21 protein-coding genes are annotated in these 16,735 nt (G+C 37.1%); 3 read left to right on the plus strand and 18 right to left on the minus strand.

From position 1 onward, the window contains the following. Positions 1 to 5: 5 nt before the first annotated feature. Positions 6 to 2,063, minus strand: a complete 2,058-nt coding sequence (locus tag F4V57_RS03710) for a TonB-dependent receptor family protein (RefSeq protein WP_171257547.1) — start codon at positions 2,061 to 2,063, stop codon at positions 6 to 8. A gap of 701 nt (positions 2,064 to 2,764) precedes the next feature. Continuing rightward, a complete protein-coding gene (locus F4V57_RS03715) occupies positions 2,765 to 3,859 on the minus strand; it encodes a sigma-54 interaction domain-containing protein (protein WP_070069654.1) in 1,095 nt (364 codons plus the stop codon). 332 nt (positions 3,860 to 4,191) lie between these two features. Here F4V57_RS03715 and F4V57_RS03720 point away from each other — a divergent pair, with 332 nt between their 5' ends. Together F4V57_RS03720 and F4V57_RS03725 are read left to right on the plus strand one after the other, a co-directional pair. Beyond that, a complete protein-coding gene (locus F4V57_RS03720; RefSeq protein WP_070069653.1) occupies positions 4,192 to 5,388 on the plus strand; it encodes an acyl-CoA dehydrogenase family protein in 1,197 nt (398 codons plus the stop codon). Positions 5,389 to 5,468: 80 nt separating this feature from the next. Continuing rightward, entirely contained in the window at positions 5,469 to 6,545 is a 1,077-nt protein-coding gene (locus F4V57_RS03725) for a sigma-54 interaction domain-containing protein (protein ID WP_070069652.1), read from the plus strand. 496 nt (positions 6,546 to 7,041) lie between these two features. Here F4V57_RS03725 and F4V57_RS03730 read toward each other — a convergent pair whose 3' ends face one another. From F4V57_RS03730 to F4V57_RS03790, 13 genes are all read right to left on the minus strand, one after another. After that, the gene (locus F4V57_RS03730; protein ID WP_070069651.1) at positions 7,042 to 8,196 is read right to left on the minus strand and encodes a tyrosine-type recombinase/integrase; all 1,155 of its coding nucleotides are present in this window, start codon (positions 8,194 to 8,196) and stop codon (positions 7,042 to 7,044) included. Positions 8,197 to 8,288: 92 nt separating this feature from the next. Then, entirely contained in the window at positions 8,289 to 9,035 is a 747-nt protein-coding gene (locus tag F4V57_RS03735) for a 3'-5' exonuclease (RefSeq protein ID WP_070069650.1), read from the minus strand. Position 9,036: 1 nt separating this feature from the next. Beyond that, on the minus strand, positions 9,037 to 9,249 hold the full coding sequence (locus F4V57_RS03740) for a hypothetical protein (RefSeq protein ID WP_070069649.1): 213 nt from the start codon (positions 9,247 to 9,249) through the stop codon (positions 9,037 to 9,039). Between the two features lie 3 nt (positions 9,250 to 9,252). Then, positions 9,253 to 9,519 (minus strand): hypothetical protein, encoded by a 267-nt coding sequence (locus F4V57_RS03745; protein ID WP_070069648.1) that lies wholly within the window; start codon positions 9,517 to 9,519, stop codon positions 9,253 to 9,255. A gap of 13 nt (positions 9,520 to 9,532) precedes the next feature. Continuing rightward, positions 9,533 to 9,886: a single-stranded DNA-binding protein gene (ssb, locus tag F4V57_RS03750; RefSeq protein ID WP_070069647.1), complete on the minus strand. Its 354-nt coding sequence runs from the start codon at positions 9,884 to 9,886 to the stop codon at positions 9,533 to 9,535. Beyond that, on the minus strand, positions 9,883 to 10,359 hold the full coding sequence (locus F4V57_RS03755; protein WP_227515680.1) for a hypothetical protein: 477 nt from the start codon (positions 10,357 to 10,359) through the stop codon (positions 9,883 to 9,885). Before F4V57_RS03755 ends, ssb begins: the two co-directional genes overlap by 4 nt. Beyond that, positions 10,356 to 10,628 (minus strand): hypothetical protein, encoded by a 273-nt coding sequence (locus F4V57_RS03760; protein ID WP_070069646.1) that lies wholly within the window; start codon positions 10,626 to 10,628, stop codon positions 10,356 to 10,358. The genes F4V57_RS03755 and F4V57_RS03760 overlap by 4 nt, the downstream gene beginning before the upstream one ends. A gap of 12 nt (positions 10,629 to 10,640) precedes the next feature. Next, positions 10,641 to 10,886 (minus strand): hypothetical protein, encoded by a 246-nt coding sequence (locus tag F4V57_RS03765; protein ID WP_070069645.1) that lies wholly within the window; start codon positions 10,884 to 10,886, stop codon positions 10,641 to 10,643. A 73-nt stretch (positions 10,887 to 10,959) separates the two neighbouring features. Beyond that, complete coding sequence (locus tag F4V57_RS03770; RefSeq protein WP_070069644.1) at positions 10,960 to 11,358, minus strand: hypothetical protein; 399 nt, start codon at positions 11,356 to 11,358, stop codon at positions 10,960 to 10,962. A gap of 15 nt (positions 11,359 to 11,373) precedes the next feature. Further along, positions 11,374 to 14,094, minus strand: coding sequence for a toprim domain-containing protein (locus F4V57_RS03775; protein ID WP_070069643.1), 2,721 nt, complete (start codon positions 14,092 to 14,094; stop codon positions 11,374 to 11,376). Between the two features lie 15 nt (positions 14,095 to 14,109). Then, a complete protein-coding gene (locus F4V57_RS03780; protein ID WP_070069642.1) occupies positions 14,110 to 14,289 on the minus strand; it encodes a hypothetical protein in 180 nt (59 codons plus the stop codon). 4 nt (positions 14,290 to 14,293) lie between these two features. After that, entirely contained in the window at positions 14,294 to 14,539 is a 246-nt protein-coding gene (locus tag F4V57_RS03785; RefSeq protein WP_070069641.1) for a hypothetical protein, read from the minus strand. A 4-nt stretch (positions 14,540 to 14,543) separates the two neighbouring features. Beyond that, complete coding sequence (locus F4V57_RS03790; protein ID WP_070069640.1) at positions 14,544 to 14,744, minus strand: ribbon-helix-helix protein, CopG family; 201 nt, start codon at positions 14,742 to 14,744, stop codon at positions 14,544 to 14,546. A gap of 84 nt (positions 14,745 to 14,828) precedes the next feature. Here F4V57_RS03790 and F4V57_RS03795 point away from each other — a divergent pair, with 84 nt between their 5' ends. After that, complete coding sequence (locus F4V57_RS03795; RefSeq protein WP_070069639.1) at positions 14,829 to 15,179, plus strand: helix-turn-helix domain-containing protein; 351 nt, start codon at positions 14,829 to 14,831, stop codon at positions 15,177 to 15,179. Positions 15,180 to 15,221: 42 nt separating this feature from the next. Here F4V57_RS03795 and F4V57_RS03800 read toward each other — a convergent pair whose 3' ends face one another. The 3 genes from F4V57_RS03800 to F4V57_RS03810 form a co-directional block, all read right to left on the minus strand. After that, positions 15,222 to 15,635: a type II toxin-antitoxin system HicB family antitoxin gene (locus F4V57_RS03800; protein WP_070069638.1), complete on the minus strand. Its 414-nt coding sequence runs from the start codon at positions 15,633 to 15,635 to the stop codon at positions 15,222 to 15,224. A 68-nt stretch (positions 15,636 to 15,703) separates the two neighbouring features. After that, positions 15,704 to 15,880, minus strand: a complete 177-nt coding sequence (locus F4V57_RS03805) for a type II toxin-antitoxin system HicA family toxin (protein WP_070069655.1) — start codon at positions 15,878 to 15,880, stop codon at positions 15,704 to 15,706. Between the two features lie 76 nt (positions 15,881 to 15,956). Beyond that, positions 15,957 to 16,529, minus strand: a complete 573-nt coding sequence (locus F4V57_RS03810; RefSeq protein WP_070069637.1) for a hypothetical protein — start codon at positions 16,527 to 16,529, stop codon at positions 15,957 to 15,959. Between the last annotated feature and the right edge of the window lie 206 nt (positions 16,530 to 16,735).

Raw genomic sequence — 16,735 nt, forward strand, 5'->3', positions numbered from 1 at the left:
TTGTGTTAGAATCTAAACCCTGTACCCACAAAAATACTTCGACCATCGCCCGGCCAAAATACAGCAGCATCCGAACCATTGTAGTTATAGCTAGATGATGCCACGGCGACATAATGCTTATCGGTGAGGTTTTTCAAATCGACATAAACCTTCCAGCGCTGATCAGGTGCTTCATAGCCTGCTCGAAGTCCCCAAATGGCATAAGATGGTGCTTTAAGCGTGTTTTTATAATCGACGTAATAACCGGAAACAGCACGTAAATCAGCGCCTGCATAATAACCTTTAGTACTACGCCACTCTAATTCAGCTTCATAACTATGCCTTGGTAATCCGGGAAGTTCATTCTTGGCAAGATCGCTGTCATTTCGGAAAAAGAAATCATTAAATGTATAAGATTGACGTAAATTTATACTGTCGCCGTTCGCACCTTGCCATAATTTGGCAGAAAGTGCAGCTTCTACACCTTGGTGAATTGTCGGACTTGCATTAAAGTTAGCAGTCACTGCCGCTGATGAGTTTGTTGCTGGTGTAACAACAATATTGTGAATTTCATCTTTCAACCATGTACGGTATATCGCCAGACTACCATCCAGATGATCTGTATTTAAACGTAAACCCAACTCAGCTGTCGTACCCTTTTGTGGTTGAACATTGCTAAGATTATTACCGCCAATACCCCAAGTTACTGGTGCATCTACAGAACGTCCCAAGCTGGTAAAAAATTGTAATTCTGGCGTGAACTTATAGGTCAGCCCTAATCGGGGCACAACATACCACTTGTCATATTTCACTTCACTTAATGCACTTGTGGTACTGTCGGTACGAATATTACGCAAAACTTCTACGGCTGACACGCCTGTGGTTAGCGTAGTTTTATCATTTAAATGAAGATCATTACTGATTGCAAAAGCTGTATCTCGTGAACCACTATAATCCGTCGTATAAGTCTTAATTTTTTTGCCATTGCTTCTTACATTACCGTCCGTATCGCCATCCAGATAGGTTTGTGTCAAAACAATGGATGTATCACTCGGCAATCCAAACAATGTATCGTTACTACGTAAATAACGAATTGTTGGCGTAATATAGATTGAAGGCCAATCGTTATACCAACTTGAACCGACACCATTATCCAGATCAAATTTGTTATAGCCCAGAGAAAGTTCTAATTTAGAGTGATCATCAATCGTATAATCCAGCTTTCCGACGGCTAAACCAGACCAATTATCCCGCCCATAAACGGTTGAACCGACTTGCCGAGGATTATTTTCAATCTGGTTAAGCGTTAAATACCCACCATTGTAAAATTTTTCTTCACGATATCTAAAAATAAACCGTCCTGTCAGTTGATCACTAAAATGATGCCCGACATTAAAGACAATATCTTTACCATCAACTGGCGTTTGTTCCTGATAACCATCACGTTCATTTTTCGATACTGCAATATAATAATCAGTATTCCCATTTTTGCTCACACCACCATGGCTTAAGAAATATTTCTGATAACCATAACTTCCCCCTTCAAGCCCAATATAGGTTCCCGGTGAAGAGCGTCCTGTATGTGTCGTAAATTGTATAGCACCCCCCAATGCCGTTGCCCCATAAGCAAATGCATTGGAACCATTAATAACTTCGGTATAATTCACACCGGTTGGCGTCAAAAATGTTTCTTGTGTGCCTCCAGGCCCTGTAATTGAAGTGCCATCATACAAATATTTAATTCCACGTGCATATCCACCATAGAATGTATTAATACCTGAACCACGAATAGAAACAAAGTTTGCCCCATTCCCGCCTGTTGCGGCAGCAAAAACACCCGGTTGGTACGCCAAAACATCTTCTAAATTGGCTGCACGGCCTTTTTCAACTTCAGAATTATCGACAACACTTGCCGTACCCGGAATTTTTTTAAGATTTTCCTTTGCCGAGTTTGCTGTATTTCTCTTTGTACCCGTTACAACAACTGTATCTAGTTGCTTCACCGTATTGGTTTCGACATTATCGTCCACAGTATCGTTAATTTTCTTATTTTCGGCATAAGAAAATCCTGTGACCAAAAACATGGAAATACCTATAATTTTTGTAATAGGTGTTAAACGCAATTTATAATTACTTGTATGTCTAAAGAATATTGTCATTACCGAACTACCTCAAAGATATAATTTATTAGCCTTGTTAAAAAAATTTAAAGAATAAAATAAACAAGAATAAAATAATCTTCTAAAAAAAACTTCAAAAATAAACATTTTAGATTCCCTATCATTTCAATTAATATTATTAAAAGTTCTTCAATTATCATGCCAAAAAACAAGTCATTGATTAATAAGGTTAATTAAATAATTGGAAATGTATTTTTTGAAATTTATACAAAATATTGTTTATTAGCTGTTGATACATCAACAACAAATTATAGTAATAGTGAAAAAATTAAATTTAAGAATAAAATTCAGCATATGGATTATAAACACTATATATTTAAACTTGTTAAATTTATACAAAATTTAGATATAAGATCAATTTAATAGCACTAAACATAAACCATTAAATAAATATACTTATGCAATCAAAAATATATGAAAAAATTAAAATACTTATTTATTAAATATGTAATTATTATGTTAAAATCATTTTAGAGCAGTTAAATTTATTAAATATATGCTGTTTATTTAAAAATGAAGTAAAATTTATTTATGTCTATATTACAATCAAAGTTTAGTTATTTTGATAAAATTTAATTTCTAGGAATTGAGCTATTTTACAAATTCTAGCTAGTTGATGAAGTTAAAATTCGTGTATTTGATGACAATAGGCCATGTTTTATTAATCGACCTCGAACAATATTTCGACTGATTCCAAGCAAATTAGCTGTATGAAGTTGATTTTCGTGGCAATACTCAAAAGCAGCTTCTATAATTTCTGCCTCTAGTTGATTATCTAAATCTATAATACCTTGTTCAAACCACTCAAATAATACCTGTTTTAATGATTTATCGTTCGATGGATACATTTGAAAATTACTTTCATATAAAGATAATCTATGTTTAAAACCTGTCAATTGAAAATCATCTACTTGAATAATATCATTTTTACAAACCAATAATGCATGATGAATTGCATTTTCAAGTTCACGGATATTGCCGGGCCAATGATAATAGTGACAGAGTAATTGTTCAGCTTCTTCACTCAAGGTGTACTGAATATTATTGGTACGATGCTTAAGCTTTTGTGAATATTCATGAATAAAATATCGTGCTAAAGGTAATATATCACCTGGACGAAGTCTAAGTGGCAGGATTTGTAATGAGGCAACTTTAAGTCTGAAATATAAATCTTCCCTAAAATTTCCTGCATACACCGCATCTTCTAAATTTACATTTGTAGCAGCAATGACACGTACATCTATTTTTTTAGTTTGTCTTGAGCCTAATCGAACAACTTCATTTTCCTGTAGAATTCTTAAAAGTTTTACCTGAATATTGGGAGATAAATCACCAATTTCATCTAAAAAAATGGTCCCACCATTTGCAACTTCAAACCAACCCATTTGATTTGATACCGCACCAGTAAAAGCCCCTTTCTCATGTCCAAATAATTCTGTTTCAGCCAAAGTATCTGACAATGCACCACAATTTACTGCAACAAAAGGTTGATTTTTTCTGTGTGATAAAGCATGAATTTGACGAGCAACCAATTCTTTACCTGTTCCGGTTTCTCCATGAATAAGTACGCTTGCTTCACTTGGTGAAATTTGTTGAATATATGACATCAATTGTTTAGAGTTCTTATCTTCAAATACCAATGCACTTGCTTTAATACTGCGAACAAGCTGGCGAGATTCAGGATGTTTTACAATATGCATAGAATAATCCCTCTTAACAATTAAACTTATCTGCCCTTTTGAAATTTTGAGCCTTGATTTTATTTATAATCGTTTGCACACCAAATAAATACCAATAAGATTTAGTGATAAAAATATTCAATTTTCATATTTATAGAATTTTTTCTTGTTATATAACTTATGTTTCTTAATGTATTGTTGATTAATCAACAGCCAATCAACATTTACTGTTATTCCACATGATGCCTTACATTAAACAATATCATCAATATGTTGATATTAAAATGTTTTTTATTATGGCTTATCTTTTGCTATATAGGTCTTCTTATTAAAAAATGAGTCAGGAATATAATATGAATATATTAAATCATCCTAAAAATATCCTTAACCTAGAGGATGTTGTCACTGTAGCAAAAAACTTACTTGAACAATTTTCTGAAACATCAATTCAACGTGATCGGGATGGTGGTACACCCAAATATGAGCGAGATCTTATTCGTCAAAGTGGTTTACTTTCTTTATCAATTCCTAAAGAGTTTGGTGGTTTAGGCGGAGAATGGCATGATATTTTGAACGTCGTTAGAATCTTTGCGCAAGGGGACAGCTCAATTGCTCACGTGTTCGGTTTTCATCACTTATTATTGGCGACAGTACGATTGTTTGGTGAACCAGATCAATGGCAGCATTGGTACAGAATGACAGCCCAGAAATCGTGGTTTTGGGGAAATGCACTTAACCCTCTCGACCGTCGTACAACTGTTAGATTTTTAGAAGGGTGGTATGAATTCTCAGGTAAAAAAAGCTTTTGTTCCGGTGCAATAGATTCGGAAATGTTGATCGTATCAGGGGTTGATGAATGTAGTGATATACTACTCATCGCTGCAGTTCCAACAACTCGATCTGGAATTACGTTATATCATGATTGGGACAATATTGGTCAACGTCAAACTGATAGCGGAAGTACTATTTTTGAACGAGTACGTGTCGAATCCAAAGATATGTTACTTCATCCCGGCCCGCTCAGTACGCCTTTTGCCAGTTTACGGCCACTCATCGCCCAACTGGTTTTTATCAGTATGTTTCAAGGCATTGCAGAAGGCGCCTTACAAGAAGCAAAACTATATACCCTCAAAGAATCACGTCCATGGTTTTTAACCAATATTGCATCTGCCAACGAAGATCCTTATATATTACGTCATTATGGTGAATTCTGGTTACAGCTTGAATCATTACGTTTGTTAAATCAAAATGCTATTGCCAAGTTACAGTGGGCTTGGGACATTGGTGAAACGCTTACAGCACAACAGCGTGGTGAAGTTGCTGTCGCCATTGCAACAGCTAAAGTTGCTGCAACACGTACTAGCCTAGACATTACTAATAAAATTTTTGAAGTGACAGGTGCAAGAGCAACACATGCAGGATTACGCCTTGATCGATTTTGGAGAAACGTCCGTACCCAAACCCTACATGATCCTGTTGAGTATAAAATCAAAGAATTGGGACAATGGTTACTCAATGAACGCATCCCAAAACCCTCATTTTACTCATAAATATATTTATATAAAATCAATTATTTAATTTTATATAGCATGATCATTACAACTGATGAGGCGACTACAGGATATTTTCAATGAGACAAGATATTATTACTCTCCCAGAAATTACGCAGAGAAGTTACTCTCATAAAGCGACTGCGCAAGTATTTAATGATCCAAAATCTAAAAAATTACTTGAATATATTCAAAAAATTGCACCAAGTGAAGCAAGCGTACTCATTCATGGAGAAACCGGAACAGGTAAAGAATTGGTTGCACGTAAAATTCATGAATATAGTCATCGACAAAACAAGCCATTTATTGCAGTAAATTGTGGTGCTTTTTCAGAAAATTTAGTTGAAAGTGAATTATTCGGACATGAAAAAGGGGCTTTTACAGGCGCACTATCAAGTAATGCAGGTTGGTTTGAAGCTGCGAATGGAGGTACTTTACTCTTAGATGAAATCGGAGATTTATCCAGACAAGTTCAGGTGAAACTTTTAAGAGTTTTACAAGAACGAGAGGTTGTACGGTTAGGATCTCGTAAAAGTATTCCAATTGATGTTCGTGTTTTGACAGCCACTAATGTAAACCTTGAACAAGCTATTATTGCTGAACAATTTCGTGAAGATCTTTACTATCGTTTAAATGTGGTAACACTAGATATTAAACCACTTAGAGAACGGCGTGGAGATATTTTACCTCTTGCCTTGCATTTTATAGATAAATATCATGAACAATTAGGTTATAGCAAAGCTAGCTTTAGTGAAGAAGCCAAAATTAAACTAAACGAATACTGGTGGCCGGGAAATATTCGTGAGTTAGAAAACATGATTCATCATGCCTTACTGATTAGCTCTAATGGTGTTATTCATGCTGAAAATTTACCTTTTACCAAGTGCACACAAAATCCAAAACCAAACGATAATAATGCAGAAAAGAAAACGCGAGAACTCCATACTGATCCAAAACTTAAAGAGGTATTTGAAAATTTATTTAAGAAAAATCATGGACATGTGTATTCTAAATTTGAAGAAGAACTGCTTAAGGTTGCTTATCAGTATTGTCAACAAAATCAAGTCAAAACAGCTGAATTACTTGGATTAAGTCGAAATGTGATCCGTTCCCGCTTAATCGAACTAGGAGAACTTATTGTAAATAAAAGACTTTAAAGGTTTGATTCCCTCTATTCGCAACCAGACTTTAAATAGTTTTTCAAAATTATTAAATTTTAGCTCACTTAATACTGCTTTAAATTTAGTGTCAATAATTAAAATAATATTTTTTGCGTTACTCTAAACTTGATAAAATATTCCGTAATGTAAAGCCAAGTTACACCTGTAAATAAATTTAAATAGGTTTTAGAAGTGAAAATTCTTGATTGGCTTGAAAAATAAAAAATGGTACGCTCGGCGGGACTCGAACCCACGCCACAGGCTTCGGAAAATTAATATAAATTAATGTTTTATAGTTATTGCTTTCTTGCAATACGTTGAATATGGGAATTAAGCTATTCTTTTAAATATTTAGATGGTTCTTGGTGTCATATATTTTTATGATCTATACTCATTCTTGAGTAATGAAGTAATATTTATAAAGTCCCTAAATTTATCAGAGACTTATGTATTTTTTTTAAAGTAATCTCTTTGATTTTTTATTTGATATTTATTACTTATCAATGTAGCTGTTAATTTTTGAGATGTAGTCTGGTGCATCTTCCGCAATAATTTTTCCATAATGTTTATAGATCATGGTCGTATCTGTATGGCCAAGCTGGTCTGCAATCCATTCTGGTGGAACTTGGCCACTGGATAGTAATTGGCTGGCAAAGGTATGTCTGCCCTGATTTATTCCTCTATGCCGGACTTTGGATTTTTTCAGATGCTGGTTCCATCGATACCGCAGCTCACTGTATTTATAGTGGTACATGGTTTCATGATTGATCCAGACGAAACGTACTTTTTCTTTTTTGAAAGTATGATTATCTCTTTGCATGACATTTATGATCTGTGCCTTATACTGGCCAGTAAGCTGGTATTGAAGTTTTAAGGCCTGTATTGCTGGCTGTAAAAGTTTAATTTGTCGTTTTCTTCTCCGGGTTTTTGTTACCCTATAGTTGTTTCGTACCCATCCTCTCTGGATGAGTACAGTTCCATTATGTAAATCTATATCTTCCCAGGCTAATGCCAATTGTTCCGAAATGGACAATCCGGTCCACAATAGGCATGGTAGTAAGTTTGCGATATCAGTATAAGCTGTCGTATTCAGTAATTGGTTTATTTCCGCTTTGCTAAACGGATCTGGCTCCGGAGTTTCTTCCTGTTGAATTGATATATTCACGAATGGATTGTATGTAATACGATGTTCATTACGCCAGACTGCATGGATTTGAGAAAGGCGAGTAACGATTTCCCTTATTGTTTTTGGCTGTAATTTTTGCTTAAGTTTGCGTATCCAGTTTTTTATTTCAGTGGTATCAATATCTTTAGGGTGGATTTTACCCCATCGAGGTAGGACATGGAGATCCACTTGAAAACGATATGAATAGAATGTACTGGGCGATACTTCTTTTTCCGTATTCAATTTCCAGATATTGGCATAGTAAGAAATAGAGTTTTTTTCAACATATTTTGAATTTGGAAAATGACGTATCAGGTCGAATGTTCCCATCTCAAGTTCAAGTTGTATCAGTTTGGCCAGCTTTTCGGCTTTTTCGATATTTTCAGGTGTTTTTTTCCAGGCAAGTGTTTCTTTCATGATTCTGGAACCATCATTAATCCAGATCCGGAGGCTATTACCTCGGATTTCTAATCCGGCAGACATAAGTAAACCTACATTTAAGTATCAGTAAAGATTGTGGGATATTTTAATTGAACGCACTTCCGGCCGGAGGTGCGTTAGAGCTGCGCTATTACTTACAACAAATCATCATCAAATGATAATGAAGAGTCTTGTGTTAGTTTGCTTAATTGATAATGAAGGGCTGATGCCAGGTAATTATCATCCGTTCGTTTTAAAATCCATTCGATGTCCCATTCATCCAGTGATGCAATTGATCGACCTTTATATTTACCCCAAAAAATATGGGTGGGAATTCGAGCCTGTTCTGAAAACTGATATAGCTCTTCAAAGGATTGAATATTTTGGTCTTTTACAATTCGATAAAGTAGGCTAAATGTCGTTTTACAATCATTTAATGCCGAATGGGAGTTTCTAAGACTTCGACGTGTAGCTTTCCGATTTGAACTAACATGATATGCCAATGCGGCAAGATTATGGGCTTCCAAATTTGGCCAGACATAGCGAGCCATTGCCAAAGTACAAATTGGCCGGAGAAAGAATGTAGGCATAGATGCTCTTTGAATAGTTTCTATATCGTAATCGATATTGTGACCAATGATATAGGTTGGAATCATATCTTCAGGAAATTGAAAAGCTGTATATGGTTTACAGTTTTGAACATCCGAATCCAAAATATGGTGGACTGCCATTGCGCCTAGACCAATGGGTTCACTGGGTTTGTAACGTTGGGAAAATTCTTTCTGTGTCCTGATCAGTTCTAAATGACCACCTGTTTCGATAAACTGACAGCCAATACCGGCAGCTTCAATCAAATCACCATGGAGTTTATGGGTTTCGGTGTCAAAAATTAAGGCTGTCATCCTAAATACTCCTGACTGTTTTTACTGGAACATAGTTCTCTTTACGGGCTTTGTCCTGATTTTTTAACAATTTAATATTTCCGCCATAAACAATACACTGAGCTGCTAAAATTGCTTGAGTCTGTGCATGGCGGTGATCTAAAGCCTCTACACGTCCAGTTTTTAGCCCTTGATCAGTTCTAAGTCTAAAAGAGTAAATTGAGGTTTCCTGCATGATTTATCCCTCCAGTTCCTGATTTTCCCATTCAAAATCTTCACCAAGTTGTTGATGATTATCTTGATCAATCAGAATCATTGAAATAATTTCATAGTCTTTTAATCCATCTATAGTGGCTATTTTTTCCAGACAATCATGTAAATTTAAAAATTCACCCTCAAAAGAACGAATTTCACTTACAGCACATGTACCTAAATATTTGATAGCCTCATCATGAATATGACTGCCATTTAAACTTTTACGCATTCGAATTTGATATTTTTGCATTACTTATGCTCACTTAATATGGGTTTGCTTGTGGTACACCATCTAGCATCTGCAAGGCATGGACACGAATTTCTGTGGTGTAATGTTGTATGCGATTCTGGTCTGTCCAGGATCTTGTATATAAAGAACCTTCGATATAGACCTTGGCACCTTTTTTTAGGTATTGAATGGCAATTTCGCCTAGTCTGTTATGAGCCACTACACGGTGCCATTCTGTAGATTCTTTCCATTCACCAGTATTACGGTCTTGCCATTTTTCTGAGGTTGCTATGGAAAACTGGGCATATTTAGAGCCGTTGCCAAATTGTTTGGAGAGTGGATCTGCACCAAGAGAACCAATCAGGATGACTTTATTTACTCCTCTCATTGATTTTCCTCCTGTGCTTCTTCTCTTTTCTCTTGAATACACTCTTCAAGGTGCTGAATACATCGAGCTTTAGAATGAAAAGGACCTTGCCAACAATCACCAAAATAAATATCCCATTCAACTATTCCGTATTCTTCAATTCGATCTAATTGAACTTTTCCAAAAAATGGAACGTCATGGGCAAACCAGTGTTCATTGTCATCTGTACCAAATTTAATTTTTGAATTTTGAGTGATCGCTTCAGCTTTATAGACTTCTTCCGCATATTTAATCAGGTTTGACACTGGCGTACCTTTCATAAACCAAGTCTGATTGATCATGCAGTCTTGATCGAGTAACAGATCCTCTTTTTTAGCTGCTTGCCATGTTTGCTCTATGGCATACTCTAAGGCCTCATCTAAGGTTCTCTCAATCCAAATGTCATGCGCTTCTTTACGGATTTGGGCAGCAACTTCAAAATAGTCAATGGTCATGATGATTGCTCCTTTTTATACTTGACTCCACAAAATGGACAATATGTAAAATGCAAACTGAGTTTAGGCTTGACGATTCGTTCAGTTCCTTTTTTTGTCATAACAGTTACTGAATTAGTCAGTTCAAAATATGCAACAACTGCCATATCAGGAAATGTATAACCGAAATTTTTGTTCATTGTGGAGCTATGATCTTTCCCTTCAGGATATTGCTCTTTAAGACGCTCTAATATTTTTTGTTCAATATCGGGCTTACAGCTACAAACCATGATTTTATCTCCTTATATTTTCGATAAAACTTTGGCTGTTACACGTAACATGTCGACGGTAACTCCCAATTTTTCGGCAAAAGTGGCCAAGTTTTTACGGTCGAGAAAATTGCAAGCCCAGTACAATGAATCACCTTTGCTTTGATGTGATAGAAATTGTTGGGTTTTCTCTGCAATGTAAGGTTCATCAAGTCCATTTTCTCTAAATGACTCAATGATTAGGTGTGCAACATAATTTAAGGTAGAATTTTCGGACATAACTTTATTCCTCACTGGTTTGGGTTATGGCACTGTCCTTCGTTGGTAGCTTGGGACAGTGCACTTTGTTTAATTAAGGCTGTCTGAATCGGGATATATCTCTGCCAAAACCGTTGGTTTGCTCTCCTCTAAAAAAATCTTCAGGCGGTACTTTCAGCATGGCTTTCATTAAAGCTTCAAAAATTTTTTCCGCTTTATCTTTATCGTTAGACTCCCGTTTAGCACGTTGTTTTAATTTTTCAAGCAAATCAGGGCTAACCTGTGATATTCCCAATAAATTATGCAATTCATCTGCGTATGCCCATTGATGCACCATATAAGGTTTTACTGTTCCTACTATTGAGTGGAAAGCATCATGACTAGCACAATACGTTACTGGTGCAATGAACTGTCCATCTACAGAAACCAGAATAAGATCTCTCTTTTCTTCTGGTAGTACTCTTGGATCGTTAAAAATAGTTTGATTGGTCATAATAATTTCCTTGTATTAATCTCGGTTTGAGACAGGTTTTTCAAAAATCCAGCAACGTTTAGAGCTACTGGTGATTTTGCTCTGGATGACTTTATTGGCTTCAATAAAGCGGTAGTGCAAACTGTGACGTAATGCATTCTGTAATTCGTTTACATCTGGCAAGCTGTAGCGATAATCAGCTGCGACCTTGTAAAGTTGGGCGAAATTAATGGCGAACAGGTCGGATCTGGCAGAGTGGTTGACGACGCTGTCATGATGCTGTGGGTTGTTAATCGCATCTTCCATTTCTTCGACCGTGTTCCAGAAGTTTTGTACGATGGTTGAATCGGATTTAAGGATTTTGTCCCGATTTTGTGCCATTACAATGAGTTCTGCGTGTACCTTTTTCTGCATTTGTTCGGGTACATCAATGATGTGTTGGCACATGGCATCAAATAAAGCCATAAGTTGTGCATGGTTATGGACCACCCGAGATACTTCTATTCCGAATTGTTCCTGGTGTAAGTAATCGTCATGTTTCTGCAGATTAAGATCGTATGTCTCTAAAATATTTTTTTCTTTGGCCAGGCATTGCAATATAAATTGACTGACATTCTCCGGTTCATATTTTGACAAACGTCGTGATGCATATAATCCAGTTTTTGTAAGTTGGTCTTTGTAGAATTTGACGTGGACAATACGTCCCATGACTGCTTCTGATGCAATGATTTCGGCATTTTGGCTGATGATGAGCGTTCCCATAAATGGTGGCTCATAAGTTTCATTACCACCATTTTTTACACCCTGCGCTCCCAATGAGCTGCCGTCGTACAAAGTTTTAAGTGTATCCCAGTTAAATTGCTTGGCTGCGGTTTCCCCTTCCCGATCTGACTCAATCAGGACAATTGGTAAGTTGGATACTTGCCTGAAGGTACGGGTTAAACCGGCTTTGGATGTTTTACCCGGGTTTGGATCAATCCCTTCGTAATTGACCCTGCCAAACAGTTTCCATAGAAATTGCAGTAAGGTGGTTTTCCCTGTACCTGGTTCTCCGACCAGTTCGACAAATGGAAATGATTTGTGCATTTTACGGATTTGCTGGGCAAATAAGCTGCTGAAAAATGCAGTTAATGCAAGTAAGCCTTTTACTTGGTATGCATCAATAAAGTCAGTGATCCACTGTTTTTGGTAATCTGCTTGGTTAGCATTAATTTTTAGATGAAATGGTGCTTTGCATTTGAGGTTTACATGTCGTGGTAACTCGAAATAATCCTCTTTATTGATTTTGAATTGTTTGCCTGCTTGATAGGCTATGTCACCAATGACGTATGTTTGATGCTCTGCATGGTAGCCGACATAGTTGATGAGTTCGACCCGTTTGATGTCTGTAAGTTCTCTCTCCAGAAATGCATCAAGTTGCTGGCTATTGCCCCTATAAAATTTACCCGGTGCAATGTGTAACAGGCGTTTTTTAAATTCTGCTGCTGATGCAATATGGGATGCACTGAAGGTATTTTTGACAGTTTTACCACCTCTGGGAAAATCGACCTGAAAGTAATAGTCGGCTTCGTCAATTTCCTGCATGTATTGGTAGTACAGCCCTTTCGGTAAACAGTCCATGAGTAGTTTGGTATCGGCTGCGTGGAGTATGGCAGCATCACGACGTTCGGCAACTGCCTGATCTTTTTCTTCTTTTACCCAGTCTTCATTGTCATCATCAAAGTCGATGCCTTTCATATAGTCGTCATATTTTTCCATGTCAAGTTTGAACCAATGAACTTGTTTATGAAAATCAAATGGAAAAGACTTTGAACCATAGCGTTTATAGATAAGTATGCCTTTATCCACAGGTTTTGCTGCGATCAGTAATGAACCGTAATATTTATAGGTTTCAAGATCGGTAAATTTGAGCCGGTCTTGTTTGTACAGATCATTCCAGTCGGTTTTTTTACGGCCACCGGGTGGTAATGCTGCTTCACATTCAAAACCATCTGATATGGCTTTTTCTATGTTTTTAAGGATTCCTTCATGACCAGCATTGTCGTTGTCGAATGCCCAAATCAGTTTTGGTAAAGATTTGCCGGCTTCAGCACATTTTTGAGCAATATGGTTTAAAAATATGGATGGATAATTTCCTGCGGCCAATGCTGAAAAACTGGTGATTCCGGATAGCCATAGGGCGATGGTGTCGAAAATACCTTCTGTAATCCATATTTCTTTTGATTCGATATAGTTTGTATTAGGTGTGGTCCATGCATGATGCTGTGATAACCAGCCAAACTTAAAGGTCGTTTTTTGTAGTACGCCATGGTCATCAAGAATGCGCTGCCACCAACCTTCATTTCCTTCTTCATCAGTAATGGGAAAACGTAGGGTGATTGAGCCTAGGTTATGTTCTTGGCTTTTATAATATTCTTGTGAATAGTTGAGTTGTTTAAGTTGATCGAGTGGAAATCCACGGCCTTCTACCAAATATGCATTAACGGTTTTGTTGGGATCTTGCGGAGTCGGTTGAAAGCGTTTTTCCCATTTTTCAAATAGATCCGGATAGAGATCTCGGACATGATTTTCTTTTCCGCAGTGATTTTTACGTGGACAAAATATTACCCAAGGTTCATCGGCAAATGTCCATGCCGATGCTTCCTTATGTTTGCAATCCGGACATCTGCCACGTAGTTTATTGTTGCCTTTGGCTTTAAAACCATAGTCATGTTCAAGTCTTTGTAGAATCAAAGCCTGTGTTTCTGGAAACATCATTTTCAATAAACTGCCTTAAAATAAATGCCGTCTGCGTTTAACTTCTTCACCTGCCAGATGCAGTAATTTTTCTTGGATACGTTCTCTGGCCAGATGCTCTATGGTTTCTTCAACTGTGGCAAAACCAAGTTGTTTCTGCACTTCCTGCACAATTTTTAGTTCTTGTGCTGAAAGTAAGATCTCCTTTTCATGCATCGCTTCAGCTCCTAGAAAGCTGTTCTTGTGCGCCTTCACTTAAATATTTACGTAATTTAAAATCCTCTTCAGGATCGTCGATTAATGTCGTGATGGCCTGTTTCATGACCATTTGGCGAATGAGTACGCCAACTTCCACACCCGTTAAGTTTGATGCTGCTGTGAGTAGATCGGTTTCATCATTGGTTAAGTTGATGCTGAATCGGTTGTCACGAAGTTGTTTTTTAATGCGCCTTGGTTGAATTGACATAGCTTTACTCCTTCTTCATGTTTGATTCTTCTTTACCCTGATAGTAGATCCGGGCAATGACGCTAGAACGGCTGAGGCCGGTAGATTTGGCAGTTTCATCGATTTGCCTGACTTCCTCCTTAGGAAGATAGACAATGCATGAAACACGTCCACCATCGATCTTTTTGGATCGCTGGCGATTTAAAGGTGAAATTTCTGTACTCATACAGTATCCTACGGCAATAGTGATTTGCTGTGATTCACTATAGCATAAATATTTAGTCTTTCAATCCATAAAGGGAATATTTTTATGCCTGAATTAGATCCGGCCATCGGAGTTGAGATAGGTAAACGATTTAAAGAGGAACTGGACAAAAAAGGGTTAAAGGCTAAAACTTTGTCCAGGGAAATCGGTGCCAGTGAAAATACGCTTGGCGTATATGTGCGAGGTAAAATTCCCGATCAATGGTCGTATTTGCATAATCTGCATCAGCAAGGTATAGACATTCGTTATGTGCTGTTGGGGATTGATCCGGATTATGCCGGTTTGACCAGTGAGGAAAGTATTTTGCTGAAGGCTTATCGACAATTAAGTCCTGAAGGACAAGAGGCTTTGCTAGGGCTGGGCAAGGCGTATGCGAAAGATATAGAGAAGAAATAAAAAAACTCACCGGATTGTGGTGAGTTTTGGGAACATCATATATTACTGGATACTAAATTGCGGTCTTTTTCCTAAGGCTTGCAGTGCAGCCATGACTGTATCAATCTTGGTGCTATGGCCAAGATTTACAATACGCTGTACCTCCTGTCTGGGTTTATGTAACCGCTTTGCTAGTTCTGCTTGTGATACGTGTTGTTCCAACATGGTATTTAATAATAACACTTTGGACCAAACACTTAGTGGTAAAGCGATAAGATGCTCGCCCTCTTCAGCTTCACTTGGCATTGGTACCGGACGATTGTCTTCAAAGTAGAAATCCATTGCTGTTAGCAATGCATCTTTTGCCATATCAAGTGCATCTTCTAGATCATCGCCACAGGTAATCGCTTCCGGAATATCCCGGAAAGTAATGTTGTAGCTATTGCCTTCTTTTTCAAATTTTGCAGGATATAACATCGTATTCTCCCTATCATGATCAGATTGACGGCTTAAGTTGAACCGCCCCTCTTACGAGGGGACGTTCATTACTTAAGACCTAATTGGCGTTTGATCGCTTGTTGCGTACCTGTCGGGATCTCTTTCGAGGGATGACGTGGTATTACACTTTGCTTGCCATTAAAATAAAGTTTGATGTGATTTGCACCTTGCTTTGTTTCAACACCTTGGCCAATCAGCCATCTTAAGAATTCACTCTGTTTCATAAAACACCGTAATTCATCAGATGACAAAGACATTGTAATCATTAATGATTACAATGTCAACAAAAAAGATTACAAATCATTCTTCAATGGATTTTTGAACGACCTGCAGTTTTTGCTCCATATCCATGAGTTTGTAGATTAAGTCTGTAGATTGATAGGTAACATCTTTACTATTACCCTGCGATTCCAGCGAATTACGCCAGATTCTAATGGCACTTAAAGTCATGTCTAAATTTAGTTCTGCATCATTTAAATTTTTCATATTGATTTCTCTAGCAATTTGATTTAATTGAAATTGCCAGACTGTGACTTTGGTACTATTCCATATTGAACTAGTGATTTCAAACTCGCCATTAAACTTGGGATAAATTAAATCTTCAAAAGCCGGCCGGAGAATTTCGATATTGAGTTTCTGGTCGATTTGTTGGTCTTTGAATTTTTCATGCTGGGATATTTCCCGGATAAGATCGTTGATTTGATCCGGGCACAGGGACAGTTTGCCTGTCGATGTATCATGATTAAAACTAAATTGTGCAGATACGGCACGATCAATCAAGCTAAAAAGTTGCCGGCAGAGTAACTCGCTCTTTGGATTAGTTGCCTGGACACGGGGTGCAATTGGCACGTATGGGATGATGTTGGTGTTCATTATTTAAACTCCCCAAAAACATATTTTGAGGAAGACTACCACTACACAAAAATTCAAGATTGAAAAAACCAAGTTTTTTAAGTTTTTTTTCTGAAGATTGTATTTTCGCTGTTTGATGTATGCATCTAAATCATAAATAGGGGTGTGTTCGACCACATGAGATTTAATTTTCATGTTCTGATCCTTCTGGTAAGTTTGTTGTAAAA

Origin of the sequence: Acinetobacter qingfengensis (assembly GCF_008693185.1) — a bacterium.
Lineage (GTDB): Bacteria > Pseudomonadota > Gammaproteobacteria > Pseudomonadales > Moraxellaceae > Acinetobacter > Acinetobacter qingfengensis.